The organism is Mangrovicoccus sp. HB161399 (assembly GCF_013184745.1).
GTDB lineage: Bacteria > Pseudomonadota > Alphaproteobacteria > Rhodobacterales > Rhodobacteraceae > Mangrovicoccus.
Window position 1 is genome coordinate 1 of sequence record NZ_JAATVU010000060.1, and the last position, 15,418, is coordinate 15,418.

A 15,418-nucleotide genomic window follows, 5' to 3' on the forward strand; every position below is an offset into this window, starting at 1 on the left:
TTACCGCACGCCCGAGCAGACACGGATCGACATGGCCGCCGCGATGGAAGCATAGTGAATATCGCCCCAGTCCGGGATCCGGGGGCAAGGTCAAAGGGCTACTTCACGGCGACCGCGAACGGCACGCTCACGCTCGCGTGTCTTGCCAAACTTGCCCGTCACGGAGAGTTTCCGCCTTTCCAGCGTTCTGCAAGCGGAGCGTCATGATTTTTGCCGTCGGCGCATTCTGCGTTTCCTCGACCCGGAGCCCGGCACCGCAGCCGACGGAAAAGATGAACCGATCGCGCTCATGCCGGTCCCGGCGCGTGCTGCCCTCTTCTGCCTCTGCAATGCTTCTGGCGAGGGTGTCCTCGGCCTTGCGCAGATCGGACGCGGTGAGCGTGCGCGGGCGTGTGGGAACGGCGCCTCCCCGCACCTCGGCAAGGGCAGAACCGGTGGGTGCGAGCCACTTTTCCGAGTTGCTGCCCGTGCCGGAAAATTGCCCTTCTGGCGCTCCGCCACGGCGATGGCTGCGCTTGCGGAGGGCGCGGGGTCCCAAGGCGCCGAGAAACCAGTCCTTGTTGGCTGACCATTCATGCGCTCCGCAGGCACGGTAGATCCTGGCGGCGATTGTCTTTGGCACGCGCTCTACCCAGCGATGGTTCCGTGCGTGACGTGCCAGCCCGGCTCCGAGCTTCGGACGCTAGCCTTGCGGCAGCCCGTCAAGAGCGTCCCGGACGGCTGCCCGGAGGCTCGGCAGCAGCTCCTTCCCGAACCAGGGGTTGGCCTTGAGCCAGGCGTTGTTGCGCCAGGACGGGTGCGGCAGGACGAAGGTGCCGGGCGCATGGGCGCGCCATCCCCGGACGATCTCGGTCAGGGGACCTTTCAGCCCGAGATGGCGCCGGATCGCGTAGCTGCCGACGATCAGGCGCAGCGGCACCTCGCCGATCTCCGCCAGCGCGCGGGCATGCCAGGTCTGCCAGCAGAGCGGCGGCGGCGGCAGGTCCGACCCCTTCGCCGAATAGCCCGGGAAGCAGAACGCCGTGGGCAACACGCTGACCAGCGAACGGTCGTAGAACGTCTCGGCGCCGATCCCCATCCAGTCGCGCAACCGGTTGCCGGAGCGGTCGAAGAACGGGCGGCCGACCTTGTGGACGCGCAGCCCCGGCGCCTGGCCCGCCACCAGGATGCGCGTGCCGGGCCGGAACCACGGCACCGGTCGGGGCGCGTGGCGCGTGGCGGTGGCGGCGAAGCGCCCGGCGCAGAGGCGGCAGGCGGCGATTTCTCCGGCAAGGCTGTCATCGGGGCGCTCGGACATGGCGCAGGTGATAGCGCGGCGCCGCCGCGGGCAAAAGTCCCGGCGAACTGGACATGCCGCCGCTCCTGCGCGAGACTGCAGCGCATGTCCCATTGGCCGCTCACCAAAAACGACATCGCCCGTCCCGCCTATCGCAGTCTCGCCCAGGGCATAGCCGCGGCCATCGAGTCCGGCCGCCTGCGCCCCGGCGACCGCCTGCCGCCACACCGCAACATGGCCTGGCGCCTCGGGGTCTCGGTCCAGACCGTCAGCCGGGCCTACGAGGAACTGATCCGCGCCGACCTGGTCTCGGGCGAGGTCGGGCGCGGCAGCTTCGTCAAGCCGGCCTCCACCGCCGCCGAGGCGATGCCGTGGCACCAGCCGGGCAGGGGGCGCGAGCCGATCGACCTGTCGCTGATGACGCCGGTGCGGCTGGCGCAGGCGGAGGAAGCCTGGAGCGCCTCGCTGGCGCGGCTGGCCTGCGACATGCCCGAAGCGGCGATGCAGTCCTTCCATCCCGGCGACGCCGCGGCGCGCCATGGCGAGACCGCGGCCTCCTGGCTGGCGCGCTGCGGGCTCGACCTGCCGCCGCGGCGCATCCTGATGACCAACGGCGTCACCCCGGCGATGTTCGCCGCTCTGATGGCGGTGGCGGGGCCGGGCGACGTGATCGCGGCGGATGCCGCCACCTGCCACAGCCTGATGCCTGCCGCGCGGCACCTGCACCTGCGGCTGGCGGGCATTCCCGCCGACGGCGGCGGCATGCTGCCCGAGGCGCTGGCAGAGGCGGCCGAGGCGGCGGCGGGACAGATGAAGGCGGTGTTCCTGCTGCCCTCGGGGGCGGGGCCAGAGGCGCGGATCCTGTCGAGGGCGCGGCGCGAGGCGCTGGCCGAGACGGCGAGGCGCGCGGATCTCTGGGTGATCGAGAGCGATCCGACCGGCCCGCTGGTCCCGCAGAGGCCGCTGCCGGTGGCCCGCTTCGCGCCGGAGCGCAGCTTCTACCTCACCGGGCTCACCAAGTGCCTGTCGCCGGGACTTCGGCTGGGCTTTCTCGTCATGCCCGAAGGGATGGCGGATTGCACAGCGGGCAGGCACCTGTCGGTCGGCTGGATGGCGACGCCGCTGATCGCCGAGATCGCCGCCGACTGGATCGGCAGCGGCCTTGCCGAGACGCTGCTGTCGCTGCAGCGCGCCGAGCTGGCAGAGCGCAACAGGATCGCCGCGGATTTCCTCGGGCCGGCCGCGCAGGGCCACGATCACGGGCTCCACCGCTGGCTTGCCCTGCCGGAGGGAACCGCCGAGGAGGCCTTTCTCGACCTTGCCCTGCAGCAGGATGTCGCGCTCACGCCGGGGGCGGCTTTCCGCGCGGGCGAGACCGGACCGGCGGCGCGGATCTGCCTGGGCGGAACCTCGCGGGCGGCGCTCATGGAGGGGCTTTCGCGGCTCCGGCCGCTGCTGCGCGACTGGCGCATTTCGGCGGAAAGATCCGCCTGAAACGCCGGTTTGGCCGGATTGTCATGGTTCAATGTTCGGATTGACATGAGATTGGCCTGCTTTGAGGCTTGGGGCAGTCACGGCGGCAGAGGGGCCGCCGCACCAGGAAAGGTGAATTCCAAATCGGTTTGGCGCCGGTTTTGCACCAGACAAGGGGAATGACAGATGACCCGCAGAACGATTTTCGCCGCCAGCGCGCTTGCCCTGATGATCGGAGCCGGGGCGGCTTCCGCCGATACGTGGCGCTACGCATTCGAAGAAGCGATGGACGAGGTCCAGGGCAAGTTCGCCCAGAAGTTCAAGGAGGAGGTGGAGGCCAATTCCGACCACGAGATCCAGCTCTTTCCGTTCGGCACGCTGGGCGAGTCCGCCGACATCATGGAGCAGGCCCAGTCCGGCATCCTGCAATTCGTCGACCAGTCGCCGGGCTTCACCGGGGCGCTGATCCCCGAGGCCCAGGTGTTCTTCGTGCCCTACCTGCTGCCGTCGAACGAAGAGCAGCTGGTCAGCTTCTTCCGCAATTCGAAGGCGATCCACGAGCTCTTCCCGCCGCTCTATGCCGAGCAGGGTCTTGAGCTGCTGACCATGTTCCCGGAAGGCGAGGTCATGATGACCACGACCGAGCCGGTGACCGGTCCGGCCGATCTGGACGAGGTGAAGTTCCGGGTGATGACCAACCCGCTGCTCGTGGAAAGCTACAAGGCTTTCGGCGCCACGCCGACGCCGCTGCCCTGGGGCGAGGTCTACGGCGCGCTGCAGACCGGCATCATCCAGGGCCAGGAGAACCCGGCCTTCTTCATCGAGTCGACCAAGATGTACGAGGTGACCGACTACATCACGCGGGCTGGGCACAACAACTTCACCACCGCGGTGATGGCCAACAAGGAGTTCTTCGACGACCTCTCCGAAGAGGACCAGACCGTCGTCAAGAACGCCATGTCGGCGGCCTTCGACTACATCATCGACTACCAGGACGGGCTGACCGAGGAGTCGCTGGAGAAGATCAAGGAGGCCAAGCCCTCCATGACGATCACCACGCTTTCCGAGGAGGAGCGCGCGCCGTTCAAGGCCACGGCCGACGCGGTCGAGGCCGAGTTCCTCAAGATCGGCGGCGACGATGCCCAGGCCATCCTCGACCAGATGAAGGCGGATCTCGCGGCGGCCGGCGACAGCTGACCTCCCGCGCATGTCCGGGCCGCGCGGAGCGGCCCGGTTCCCAGAGACTGCCTCCCCAGCCAAGCAAGGACTGCTGCCATGAATGCAGATGACCCGCGTTTGCGCGCGGCCGATCCGGACGTCATCGCCGACGCGCAGGTGCCGGGGGTCGACGACGACATCGACGACTCGGCCTATGTTTCCGGCCTTCCCGGCGTTCTCGGCACGATCGACGTCGCCATCGCGAAGATCGAGGCAGTGCTGCTCGCCGCGGGCGTGCTGCTGATGGCGCTCAATACCGTTGCCAATGTCGTCGGGCGCTACCTGCTCGGCGAGAGCCTGTTCTTCTCCGAGGAGCTGAACCAGGCGCTGATCATCCTGATCACCTTCGCGGGCATTTCCTATGCCGCGCGCCATGGCCGCCATATCCGCATGTCGGCGATCTTCGACGCGCTGGCCCCGCCGCTGCGCAAGCCGCTGATGGTGGCGATCGCGGTGATCACCGCGGCGGCGATGTTCCTGCTCTGCTGGTACTCGGTGGACTACGTGACCACCCAGGCCTCGCGCGGGCGGCTGCTGCCGGCGCTGCAGATCCCCGTGTGGTACATCATCGTCTGGGCGCCGCTCGGCTTCTTCCTGACCGGGCTGCAATACGCGCTGACGGCCATCAAGAACGTGATCCACGCGGATATCTGGCTCTCCACCTCGACGATGGAAGGCTATGACAATGACGGCGAAGAGGAGGTCTGAGCCATGAGCCTTGCCATCTTCGGCACGATGATCGTGCTGCTCCTCCTCGGCTTCCCGATGATGATCCCGCTGATCGCCGGATCGCTGATCGGCTTCGTCTCGCTGTTCGGCGGGCTCGGCCAGCTCGACACGATGGTGCAGCAGATCCTGGCGGGCATCCGCCCGGCCAGCCTGATCGCCGTGCCGATGTTCATCTTTGCCGCCGACATCATGACCCGCGGCCAGTCGGCGAACCGGCTGATCGACCTCGTCATGGCCTTCGTCGGCCACCTGAAGGGCGGGCTCGCGGTCTCTACGGCCACCGCCTGCACCCTGTTCGGCGCGGTTTCCGGCTCCACCCAGGCGACGGTGGTCGCGGTCGGCGGCCCGCTGCGGCCGCGCATGCTGAAGGCCGGGTACAAGGACAATTTCGTGCTGGCGCTGATCGTCAACGCCTCCGACATCGCCTTCCTGATCCCGCCCTCGATCGGCATGATCATCTACGGCGTGGTGTCGGGCACCTCGATTTCCGAGCTCTTCATCGCGGGCATCGGGCCGGGGCTGCTGATCCTGATGCTGTTCTCGTTCTACTCGTACCTCTACGCCCGCCGCCATGACGTTCCGACCGAACCCAAGGCGACCTGGGCCGAGCGCGGCCAGGCCATCCGCCGCGCGCTCTGGCCGCTGGGCTTCCCGGTGATCATCGTCGGCGGCATCTACGGCGGCATCTTCTCGCCCACCGAGGCGGCGGCGGCCTGCGTGCTCTACGCGCTGATCCTGGAGATGGGCGTGTTCCGCGAGATGACCGTCAAGCAGCTCTATGCCACGGCGAAATCGACCGGGCTGATCACCGCCGTCGTCTTCATCCTCGTCGGCGCCGGCGCGGCATTCTCCTACGTGATCAGCTTCGCCCAGATCCCGCAGCAGGTGCTGGCCGGCATAGGCATCGACCAGATGGGGCCCTACGCGATCCTCTTCACCATCTCGGTCGCCTTCTTCGTCGGCTGCATGTTCGTCGATCCGATTGTGGTGATCCTGATCCTGGTGCCGATCTTCGCGCCGGTGGTGAAATCCGCGGGGCTGGACCCGGTGCTGGTGGGCACGATCATCACCCTGCAGGTCGCCATCGGCAGCGCCACGCCGCCCTTCGGCTGCGATATCTTCACCGCCATCGCGGTGTTCCGGCGGCCCTATGCGGAGGTCGTCAAGGGGACGCCGCCCTTCATCCTGATGCTGCTCGGCGTGGCCGTGCTGCTGATCTTCTTCCCGCAGATCGCGCTCTTCCTGCGCGACGTGGCATTCGGCAAGTGAGGAAGTCCAGATGTTCGACCGCATCCTGATCGCCTATGACGGCTCCAAGGGCGCCTGGGAGGCGCTGGAGACCGCCTGCGGGCTGGCGAAGCTCTCGGGTGCCGACCTGGTGATCCTGACCGTCTACCGCCATCACGCGATGCTCGAGGCGTCGCTGTCGATGGTGCGCGGCAGCATCGAGCCGGGCGGAAATCTCGACGAGATGATGCGCCAGACCGCCCGGGAAGCGGCCGAGGAGGCCAAGTCCCATGCCGCCGGAGTGCTGGGGGCGGAGAAGGTGCAGGCCTTCATCCGCAACGGTCCCTACGCCCGCAGCATCGATGCCTTCGCCCGCGAGAAGGACTGCGACCTGATCGTGGTCGGCTCGCGCGGGCTGGGCTCGACCGAGGGCTACATGTTGGGCTCGGTGAGCCACAAGGTCACCAGCCTGGCGGATGTCCCGGTCCTCGTGGCCTGAGGTCCGCCGATGTACGGAAGCGACCCTGTCCGCCGCTTCGGGCTGGTGGCGCTGGCGACCGACCTGACGATCGAGGCCGACGCGGCGCGGCTGATGCCCGCGGGCACGCAGCTGCATGTCGCGCGCATCGCCTTCGACAACCCGACCACGCCGGAGAGCCTCAGGCAGACTGGCCCGCGGCTTGCCGGGGCGGCGGATCTGATCGTGCCGGGCGTGCCGCTGGAGGCGCTGATCTTCGGCTGCACTTCTGCCGCCGCCGTTCTCGGCCCGGAGGTCGAGGCGGCGATCGGCGGGCGGGCCCCCGTGGTCACCCCGCTCAGCGGCGCGCGGCGGGCCTATGCCGGGCTCGGGATCACCCGGATCGCGCTGATGACGCCCTATCTGCCTGAGACGGCGCGGCTGGTCGCGGACTGGTTCGGGGCGGAGGGGCTGGAAGTCGTGTCCGAACTGTCGCTGGGGCACGAGGACGACCGGGAGATGGCGCTCCTGCCGCGCGAAGAGGTGATTTCGGCGGCGCTGCGGGCCGACCACCCGGAGGCGGAGGCGCTGTTCCTGTCCTGCACGGCCTTGCCCGCGCTGCCGGTGATCGGCGAGATAGAGGAGCGCATCGGCAAGCCGGTGATCAGTTCGAACCAGGCCGCCTTCTGGGCGGCGCTCGACATTGCGGGCATCCCGGCGACGGGGCCGGGATCGCTCTATCGCCTGAGGGAGAATTGGCGGTCATGGTGACGCTGGAGGACATCCGCGCCGCGCAGGCGCGCATCCGCGGCATGGTGCGGGAGACGCCGATGCGCGCCTCGGCCGGCCTGTCGGAGGCCGCGGGCGGGCCGGTCTGGCTGAAATGCGAGCACGAGCAGGAAACCGGCGCCTTCAAGCTGCGCGGCGCCTCAAACGCGGCGGCGCAGCTGGGGCAGGCGGCGGGCGTGACCACGGCCTCGACCGGCAATCACGGCCGGGCGCTCGCGCATGCGGCCAGGCAGCTGGGCATCCCGGCGATCATCTGCGTCTCGCGCCTGGTGCCGAAGAACAAGATCGCCGCGATCGAGGCGCTGGGGGCCGAGGCGCGCGTCACCGGCGCCAGCCAGGACGAGGCCTTCGAGGAGGCGCGGCGGCTGGAGCGCGAGGAAGGCTTCGCGCTTATCCCGCCCTTCGACCATCCGGACGTGGTGGCCGGGCAGGGCACGCTGGGCCTGGAAATCCTCGGCCAGCTTCCCGAAGCGGCGGCCATCGCGATTCCGCTTTCGGGCGGCGGGCTGCTGGCGGGGGTGGCCCTGGCGGCAAAGGCGCTGAAACCCGACATCCGCATCATCGGCATCTCGATGGAGCGCGGCGCCGCCATGGCGGCAAGCCTTGCCGCCGGGCATCCGGTCGAGGTCGAGGAGCTGGAGACGCTGGCCGACAGCCTCGGCGGCGGCATCGGGCTGGAGAACCGCCTGACCTTCGTCCTCTGCCGCGACCTGATGGACGAACTGATCCTGCTGACCGAGGACGAGATCGCCGAAGGCATCCGCTTCCTCGCGGCGGAGGAAGGCGAGACCGTCGAGGGCGCGGCAGCGGTCGGCGCGGCGGCGGTGCTGGCGGGCAAGCTGCGCGCCGAGCTGGGACCGCTGGTCCTGCTGCTCTCGGGGCGCAACATCGATCCGGGATTGCACCGCGCCGTCATGGAGGGCGAAAGATGAGCGATATCCGCATCCTGCACGAAACTGACTTGCGTGCGCGCATCGCGCTCGACACCGGGGCCATCGACGTGGTGGAGCGCGCCTTCGCCCGGCTGGCGGAGGGCGGCGTGGAAATGCCGCCCGTGATGTCGATGCACATGCCCGACGTGAACGGCGAGGTGGACGTGAAGACCGCCTATGTGCCGGGGCTGCCGGGCTTCGCGGTCAAGATCTCCCCCGGCTTCTTCGACAATCCGGCCAAGGGCCTGCCCTCGACTTCGGGGCTGATGGTGGTGCTGTCCACCGAAACCGGGCGGGTGAGGGCGGTGCTTCTCGACAACGGCTATCTCACCGACGTGCGCACGGCGGCGGCGGGCGGCGTGGCGGCGCGGCATCTGGCGCGCGGGGACGCCGCCAGGGCCGCGATCTTCGGTGCCGGCCTGCAGGCGCGGATGCAGCTTCGTGCGCTCTGTCTCGTCCGTCCGATCGCCGAGGCGGTGATCTGGGCGCGCGACCCGGCCAAGTCCGGCAGGCTCGCTGCAGAGCTGAGCGGCAATGACCTTGCCGTGCGCGCCACGGCGGATCCGGCCGAGGCGGCGGGCTTTGCCGACGTCATCGTCACGACGACGCCCGCGACCGAGCCGATCCTGATGGCGGACTGGCTGCGCCCGGGCCAGCATGTCACCGCCATGGGAAGCGACCAGGCCGGGAAGGGCGAGCTCGATCCCGCTTGCCTTGCCCGCGCGGACCTCTACGTTGCCGACAGGCTGGCCCAGACCCGGAAGATGGGCGAGCTGCGCGCCGCGCTGGCGGCCGGAACCATCGCCGATGACGGCAGCCTGCCGGAACTCGGCGAGGTCATCACCGGCCGCCGTCCCGGCCGGACGGCGCCGGAGCAGATCACGATCGCGGATCTGACCGGCACCGGCGTGCAGGACACCGCGATCGCCACAAGGGCGCTTGCCGCCTTCGACCAGGAATGAACCGATGAACAAGCTGCAGAGAACTCCGGAACGCTACACGACCGAGGAATACGAGGCGCGTCTGGTGAAGATCCGCGCGCAGATGGAGAAGGACGGCTTCGACATGCTGATCCTCTCCGACCCGTCCAACATGGCCTGGGTCGCGGGCTATGGCGGCTGGTCCTTCTACGTGCATCAATGCGTGGTCGTCGGCCCCGACGGCCCGCCCGTCTGGTTCGGCCGCGGCCAGGATGCGCAGGGCGCCTACCGCACGGTCTGGATGCAGCGCGACCACGTGATCGGCTATCCCGACCATTACGTGCAGTCGACCGAACGCCACCCGATGGAATACCTCTGCGCCAAGCTCAAGGACAAGGGCTGGGACAAGGGCCATATCGGCGTGGAGATGGACAACTACTGGTATTCGGCGCGGGCGCATGAGCGGCTGGCCAGCGGGCTGCCGGATGCCACGTTCAAGGACGCGACCGGGTTCATCAACTGGCAGCGTTCGGTGAAGTCCGAGAAGGAGCTCGACTACATGCGTTCCGCCGCGCGGCTTGTCGAGCGGATGCACCGCCGCATCGCCGAGAAGGTGGAGGTCGGCATCCGCAAATGCGACCTGGTGGCGGAAATCTACGATGCGGGCCTGCGCTACGACGACTGGGAGGGCCATGGCGGCGACTATCCGGCAATCGTGCCGCTGCTGCCCTCGGGCCCGGACGCGGCGGCGCCGCACCTGACCTGGGACGACCTGCCGATGAAGCCCGACGAGGGGACCTTCTTCGAGATCGCCGGCTGCTACCAGCGCTACCACGTGCCGCTGTCGCGGACGATCTACCTGGGCACGCCGCCGGGCCACATCCTCGATGCCGAGCAGGCCGTGCTGGAAGGCATGGAGGCCGGGCTCGAAGCGGCCAAGCCGGGAAACCTCTGCGAGGACATCGCCAAGGGGTTCTTCGCGGCGCTGGAGCGCCACGGGATCGAGAAGGACAGCCGCTGCGGCTATTCGATCGGCCTGAGCTATCCCCCCGACTGGGGCGAGCGCACGATGTCGCTGCGCCGCGGCGACAAGACCGTGCTGCAGCCCGGCATGACCTTCCATTTCATGACCGGTCTCTGGATGGAGAACTGGGGCTACGAGACCACCGAGTCGATCGCCATCACCGAGCACGAGCCCGAGATCTTCTGCAACATCCCCCGGAAGATGCTGATCAAGGACTGACGGATCCGGGGGCGGCGCTCAGCCGTCCCCGCCCGACAGCGGCACCAGCGGAATCTGGCGGATCCCGAGATTGGCCGGGATGCCGCCATGGATCAGGTTGCCCGAGAAGGAGAAGTTCACGGTGTCCGCCACCGGAGCGGTCCCGGCAGTGCGGCGGAAGGTCAGGATGACCGACAGCGTGTCCCCGGGCCCGGCAGCATAGCCGCAATTGCGCGGATTTCCGGCGCCGGAGCAATCGGCAAGCCCTCCGGCATCCTCCAGCGAATAGATCGCGCCGGATCCGGCCATTCCGCGGAACGTTTCCGGATCGATGCCCAGGTACTGCCGTCCGTAGAACTGCGACAGGCCCAGCGTGACGAAGGCGAGATCTCCGGCGTGGTAGGCTTCGTGCACCACGGCACGGTAGGCGCGCTGGGATTGCACGCCGGGCCCTGTTCCGCCTTCGGCGGTCAGCAGCGGCGCGACGAAATCGGCGAGGCAGCCCTGGTAGATGCGGAACGCTTCCAGACGCTCGTCCTCGCCGAGCGTCTGTTCGAAAACCCCGCCGATCTCGCTCTCGGCCCTTGCGCCGCCGAGATCGGCAGAGGCACCGAGCCTGCGCCGGAAGATGCTGACGAAGGCGTTGACCTCTGCCTGCGCTTCGACGGACTTCCGCGAGACCTGCCCGCCGGAACAGATAAAGAGCGCGCCGCGGAGGTCGTCGACGCTGGGCAGCTGCTGCGCGGCGAGGGCGGCAGGCGTCAGGATGGCGGCAAGGGCGGCGGGGCTTCCCCGGACCATGGCAGTTCTCCTCGGCTTTTGCCGAGGCTTGCCGGCGGGGACATGGCGGTCAACGGGCCTGGCGGGCCGATTGCGGGGCAAGGCCGGTTTTCCCGGCCTCCCCGGCGCGCGGCGGCCGTTCAGAACTCGACTTCGAGTTCCACCATCTCGTCGGGCTCGGCCTTGGCGGCCTCTTCCCATTCCTTCATGGGCGCCCAGGCGAAGATCGTGTCGCAATAGGCCTGCAGCTTCGGCTCCAATTCCACCGCATAGGTGCGGAAGCGGGTGCAGACCGGGGCGAACATCGCATCCGCCACCGAGGGCGCCGCGCCGAAGAGGAACGGGCCGCCATAGGCGTCGAGGCACTCGCTCCAGATTTCCTTGACATGGGCGATGTCGGGGCGGGCGCCGGAGAACACCTTGAACTTGGCGTGGCGCGCCTTGATGTTCATCGGCAGTGCCGAGCGCAGGTTGAAGAAGCCCGAATGCATCTCGCCGGAGATCGCCCGGCAATGCGCGCGCGCCTTGCGGTCGGCAGGGAACATGCCGGCATCGGGGAAGGTGTCGTGCAGGTAGTTCGCGATCGCGAGCGTGTCCCAGACCTCGACGCCGTCATGCGCCAGCCGCGGCACGCGCACCGTGGGGGAAAGCAGCAGCAGTTCCTGCCGCGTGTCGGGATCGTCGATCGAGACCGGCTTCTCCTCGAAATCGAGTCCCGCCAGCTTGCACAGGAGCCAGCCGCGCAGCGACCAGGACGAGTAATTCTTGGAAGAAATGGTCAAAGTTGCCTGAGCCATGGCCGGGTTCCCCGCGTTTCATGCCGCACTGCAAATAATACTGTCGCAGCGCAGCGAAACATGCACTAACTTTTTTCTGGCAAACATGCTGCGACAAGGCAGGGGGCAGGCAAGATGCTGTACATGGGTTACCAGTTCCAGGACGACGTGATTGCACCTGTCCGGATGATGGCACGCAACATGCGCCTCGGCGGCACGCCCTGGGGGCAGATGCTGAACGGAGCGGCGCAGTATTTCGACGCGTCCATGGAGATGGTCTCGCGCTTCCATCTCAGCCATTCGCGGCCGGATTTCGGCATCCACAAGGTGAAGGTCGGCAATTTCGATGCCACCGTGACCGAGGAGGTCGCGCTGTCGCTGCCCTTCGGCCAGATGCTGCATTTCCGGAAGGACATCGAGACGCCGCAGCCGCCCGTGCTGGTCGTGGCGCCGCTCTCGGGCCATTTCGCCACCCTGCTGCGCGGCACCGTCGAGGTGCTGCTGCGCGACCATGACGTCTACATCACCGACTGGGCCAATGCCCGCGACGTGCCGCTGTCGGCGGGAAGCTTCGGGGTGGAAGACTATGTCGAATACCTCATCAAGTTCCTCGAACATATCGGCCCCGGCTCCAACATCCTCGCGGTGTGCCAGCCCTGCGTCCAGGCGCTGGCCGCGGTGGCGGTCATGTCAGAGGACAACAATCCGGCGACCCCCGTTTCCATGACGCTGATGGCCGGGCCGATCGACGTGCGCGAGAGCCCGACCATGGTCAACGACCTGGCGAACGAGAAGCCGATGGACTGGTTCGAGACCAACGTCATCGCGCGCGTGCCCTCGCGCTATCCGGGGGCGGGGCGCAAGGTCTATCCTGGCTTCGTCCAGCTCTATTCCTTCATGGCGATGAACATGGAGCGCCACCAGGACCAGCACAAGAAGCTGTTCGGGCACCTGTCCAAGGGCGAGTTCCGCGAGGCGCAGAAGATCAAGGATTTCTACGACGAGTATTTCGCCGTGCTCGACCTGAGCGCGGAATTCTACCTCGAGACGATCGAGCGGATCTTCCAGAAGGCGGAGCTGGCCACCGGCGAATTCACCTACAGGGGCCGCAAGGTGAAGCCCTCCGCGATCCGGCGCACGGCGCTGCTGACCGTGGAAGGCGGGCGCGACGACATCTGCGCGCTCGGCCAGACCACGGCGGCGCACGAGCTGTGCTCCTCGCTGCGCCCGCATCTGAAGCGGCACCACCTGCAGGCCAATGTCGGCCATTACGGCGTGTTCAACGGCCGCCGCTGGGAGAACGAGATCTACCCGCAGGTGAAGAACCTGATCCTCGCGATGGAGTGATCCGGCCGGATCCGTGCCGGGGATGTCAGGCCGGCGCGGCCTGCCGGCGCGCCGCTTCGGCCATCTGGCGGTCGTAGACATGCCACAGGTACAGCCGCACCAATTTTTCCGTGGCACCGGGGAAGCGCCCGGCCAGGCCATGGCCCGCCAGCAGCCCGTCGAGCCCGGCAAGGTCGATTGCCGAAAGATCCGCCATGTAGGCCTCGAGCTCGTCCCGCGACGGCGGCGCGTCCTGCTCTCCGCTGCCGAAGGCGAAGCCGAAATGCCCGGCCACGTAGTCCACCTCGCTGGCATCGGCGAGCGCGCCCAGCCAATGCGCCGGGATCGGCGCCGAGGGATAGGTGGCGGCCAGCTCGCGGGCGAATTCCTGCCGCGCCTGCATCAGCACCTTGTCCCCGCCCGAGAGCGGCATGACCTTGTTGAAATGGTAGAGCAGCTTGGTCGCGGTCTCGCCGAGGCTCTCGTTCAGGCTGGTGCGGACCAGCCGTCCGGCATCGAGCCCGAGCAGGGCGGCGAAATCCTCCACCACGTCGCCGCCCACCAGCCGGTCGCGGGAAAACTCCCGGACATCCAGCGCGGTGACGCGCGGATCGCGGCGGAAGGCCTCGACCCGGAGCTTGTAGAGCGGGCTGCAATGCAGCGGCAATTGCGAGATTCCCCCGGTGATGCGCTGCTGGAAGGCAGAGCCGGCATAGCCCGCGGGCGAGCGCAGGTAGCAGATCACGCGGATCTTCGGCACGCGCGCAGCCAGGAACTCGATCAGTGCAACCTTGTCGGGCGGCGCGAGGATGCTGATGTCCTCGCCGGAGATCAGCAGCCGCCGCCGGTCCTTCCGGGCGAGCTGGGCGTCGAGCATGGCGAGATAGGCGGTCCGGCGCTCCTCGATCTGGGCCGGGCCGAAGCCGAAGTTGCGCCAGAAATGGTACTGCAGGCGGCCCGAGGAGAAAGCGGTGTAGAGCGGTGCGGAATGGTTGGGGAACTGGAGCTGGGCATGCACCGTCTCGCCGTCGTCATAGCCCGCGACGGCGGACTGGATCGAGGTCGTCCCGGTCTTGTGCATCCCGATATGCAGCAGGACTTCGTCCATGGCGGGCCCTTTTCCGGAAGTCTCTCGGCTGCCGCGGTGGCGCGGCAATCCCCGTTCCATCCTAGCGGCGCATGCCGCGGGGCAGAAGCCGTCAATTGGGGGAAAATTGCCGCTGCCTTGGCGGCGGCCGCCGACCCGCGGCGGTGCGGATCTGGCCGATTGCGGGGGCGGCACAGGGCATTGGCGCGCGCCGACAGGGGGCGGCAGAGAAGATGGCGAGGGCATGGACGGAGGCCGGGCTATTCTCCCGGCATCGCCGGCTCCGGCGGTTGTCTCCGGCGGCTTTTCTGCCCTCGCGGGCGAGCCGCTTGATCGGTGCGTTGTCGGCTGGCGCCCGCTTGACCTTCCTGTCGCGCGGCCGTTGCGGCCGGACAAGGGCCGCGCACCGGGCGCCGTTCCCTGCCGAGAACCACGGATGGGCGCCGGATGCCGCTCCCATGGCACGGAAGGCTCCATGCGTGCCCAGGTCGGGCAGCGCATTGCGCCTCCGCTGCATTTCCAGGACCTCGACCTGAGGGCTGCCGCCGGTCCGGTCCGTGCGTGACGGCAACGCGCTGCTGATCCAGCGCATGCCCCGTCAGGTGCCTCTTCCCAGGACGCGCGTCATTTCCTGCCGATCCGGCGATGCATCTTCGGCGCAGAGAACTCCGGCTCGGCTTCAAGCCTTCCTGCCCGTCCCCGGAACGGTCAGCGGGCCGTGGCAGCGTTTCCACTGTGCCGCGCCGAAGCGGATGCAACTGCCGCTTCGGCGCGTCGCCGATCTTGCCAGAGGGAGCATCAGCGGGCTCGGGTCCGGGCCGTCCGGCGTCCCCGGCAGCAAGACCGGCAGATCGATGCGGGCGTGGTCGGCGGCGGAGAAGGCGCGCCGTTCCGGCCCGGGACGGGAACGGCGCAGACAGGCAAGGGGGGGCGCCGGTCCGCGCGATCGCCTCGCCACGGGCATTTCCGGGAGCCGTTCGAGCGTTGCACCGTCTGCGGGGACGGGGATAGTCCTAGCATGGAACTGCCCCAATCCGTTTATCGGCGATCGGGGGGTGTCCCCGGCGAGAGGCGTGCCGATGTCCAGATCGCGCAAGGGGGGGGGGATGTTCGGCGGCGCGAGGTTCAAAACGCGTGCCGCCGATGCCGGGATGTTGCCGCCTCGGCGGGGCAGCGAGTGCATCGATGGATCCGATGCCGGTCCCC

15 protein-coding genes are annotated in these 15,418 nt (G+C 68.4%); 10 read left to right on the plus strand and 5 right to left on the minus strand.

Annotated elements, in window-relative coordinates; genetic code table 11:
- Nucleotides 1-127: 127 nt before the first annotated feature.
- Together HCC78_RS24225 and HCC78_RS24230 are read right to left on the minus strand one after the other, a co-directional pair.
- Entirely contained in the window at nucleotides 128-622 is a 495-nt protein-coding gene (locus HCC78_RS24225; protein ID WP_172331359.1) for a hypothetical protein, read from the minus strand.
- A 60-nt stretch (nucleotides 623-682) separates the two neighbouring features.
- Nucleotides 683-1,297, minus strand: a complete 615-nt coding sequence (locus tag HCC78_RS24230) for a uracil-DNA glycosylase family protein (protein ID WP_172331360.1) — start codon at nucleotides 1,295-1,297, stop codon at nucleotides 683-685.
- Nucleotides 1,298-1,381: 84 nt separating this feature from the next.
- Here HCC78_RS24230 and HCC78_RS24235 point away from each other — a divergent pair, with 84 nt between their 5' ends.
- From HCC78_RS24235 to doeA, 9 genes are all read left to right on the plus strand, one after another.
- Nucleotides 1,382-2,770, plus strand: coding sequence for a PLP-dependent aminotransferase family protein (locus HCC78_RS24235; protein ID WP_172331361.1), 1,389 nt, complete (start codon nucleotides 1,382-1,384; stop codon nucleotides 2,768-2,770).
- Between the two features lie 165 nt (nucleotides 2,771-2,935).
- The gene (gene dctP, locus HCC78_RS24240) at nucleotides 2,936-3,946 is read left to right on the plus strand and encodes a TRAP transporter substrate-binding protein DctP (protein WP_172331362.1); all 1,011 of its coding nucleotides are present in this window, start codon (nucleotides 2,936-2,938) and stop codon (nucleotides 3,944-3,946) included.
- 78 nt (nucleotides 3,947-4,024) lie between these two features.
- Complete coding sequence (locus HCC78_RS24245) at nucleotides 4,025-4,675, plus strand: TRAP transporter small permease (protein WP_172331363.1); 651 nt, start codon at nucleotides 4,025-4,027, stop codon at nucleotides 4,673-4,675.
- 3 nt (nucleotides 4,676-4,678) lie between these two features.
- The gene (locus HCC78_RS24250; RefSeq protein ID WP_172331364.1) at nucleotides 4,679-5,965 is read left to right on the plus strand and encodes a TRAP transporter large permease; all 1,287 of its coding nucleotides are present in this window, start codon (nucleotides 4,679-4,681) and stop codon (nucleotides 5,963-5,965) included.
- Nucleotides 5,966-5,975: 10 nt separating this feature from the next.
- On the plus strand, nucleotides 5,976-6,422 hold the full coding sequence (locus tag HCC78_RS24255; protein ID WP_172331365.1) for a universal stress protein: 447 nt from the start codon (nucleotides 5,976-5,978) through the stop codon (nucleotides 6,420-6,422).
- 9 nt (nucleotides 6,423-6,431) lie between these two features.
- Entirely contained in the window at nucleotides 6,432-7,151 is a 720-nt protein-coding gene (locus tag HCC78_RS24260) for an ectoine utilization protein EutA (protein ID WP_172331366.1), read from the plus strand.
- A complete protein-coding gene (gene eutB, locus HCC78_RS24265; protein ID WP_172331367.1) occupies nucleotides 7,145-8,101 on the plus strand; it encodes a hydroxyectoine utilization dehydratase EutB in 957 nt (318 codons plus the stop codon). Before HCC78_RS24260 ends, eutB begins: the two co-directional genes overlap by 7 nt.
- Nucleotides 8,098-9,063, plus strand: a complete 966-nt coding sequence (locus tag HCC78_RS24270; RefSeq protein ID WP_172331368.1) for a cyclodeaminase — start codon at nucleotides 8,098-8,100, stop codon at nucleotides 9,061-9,063. Before eutB ends, HCC78_RS24270 begins: the two co-directional genes overlap by 4 nt.
- A 4-nt stretch (nucleotides 9,064-9,067) precedes the next feature.
- Complete coding sequence (gene doeA / locus HCC78_RS24275) at nucleotides 9,068-10,264, plus strand: ectoine hydrolase DoeA (RefSeq protein ID WP_172331369.1); 1,197 nt, start codon at nucleotides 9,068-9,070, stop codon at nucleotides 10,262-10,264.
- An 18-nt stretch (nucleotides 10,265-10,282) separates the two neighbouring features.
- Here the strand turns inward: doeA and HCC78_RS24280 are convergent, their stop codons facing one another.
- Both HCC78_RS24280 and HCC78_RS24285 read right to left on the minus strand, forming a co-directional pair.
- Entirely contained in the window at nucleotides 10,283-11,044 is a 762-nt protein-coding gene (locus tag HCC78_RS24280) for a hypothetical protein (RefSeq protein ID WP_172331370.1), read from the minus strand.
- Nucleotides 11,045-11,163: 119 nt separating this feature from the next.
- A complete protein-coding gene (locus tag HCC78_RS24285) occupies nucleotides 11,164-11,820 on the minus strand; it encodes a glutathione S-transferase family protein (protein ID WP_172331371.1) in 657 nt (218 codons plus the stop codon).
- 114 nt (nucleotides 11,821-11,934) lie between these two features.
- Here HCC78_RS24285 and HCC78_RS24290 point away from each other — a divergent pair, with 114 nt between their 5' ends.
- Nucleotides 11,935-13,146: a polyhydroxyalkanoate depolymerase gene (locus HCC78_RS24290; RefSeq protein WP_172331372.1), complete on the plus strand. Its 1,212-nt coding sequence runs from the start codon at nucleotides 11,935-11,937 to the stop codon at nucleotides 13,144-13,146.
- 25 nt (nucleotides 13,147-13,171) lie between these two features.
- On the opposite strand, the gene HCC78_RS24295 is transcribed toward HCC78_RS24290, so the two are convergent.
- Complete coding sequence (locus HCC78_RS24295) at nucleotides 13,172-14,233, minus strand: hypothetical protein (RefSeq protein WP_172331373.1); 1,062 nt, start codon at nucleotides 14,231-14,233, stop codon at nucleotides 13,172-13,174.
- Nucleotides 14,234-15,418 lie beyond the last annotated feature (1,185 nt).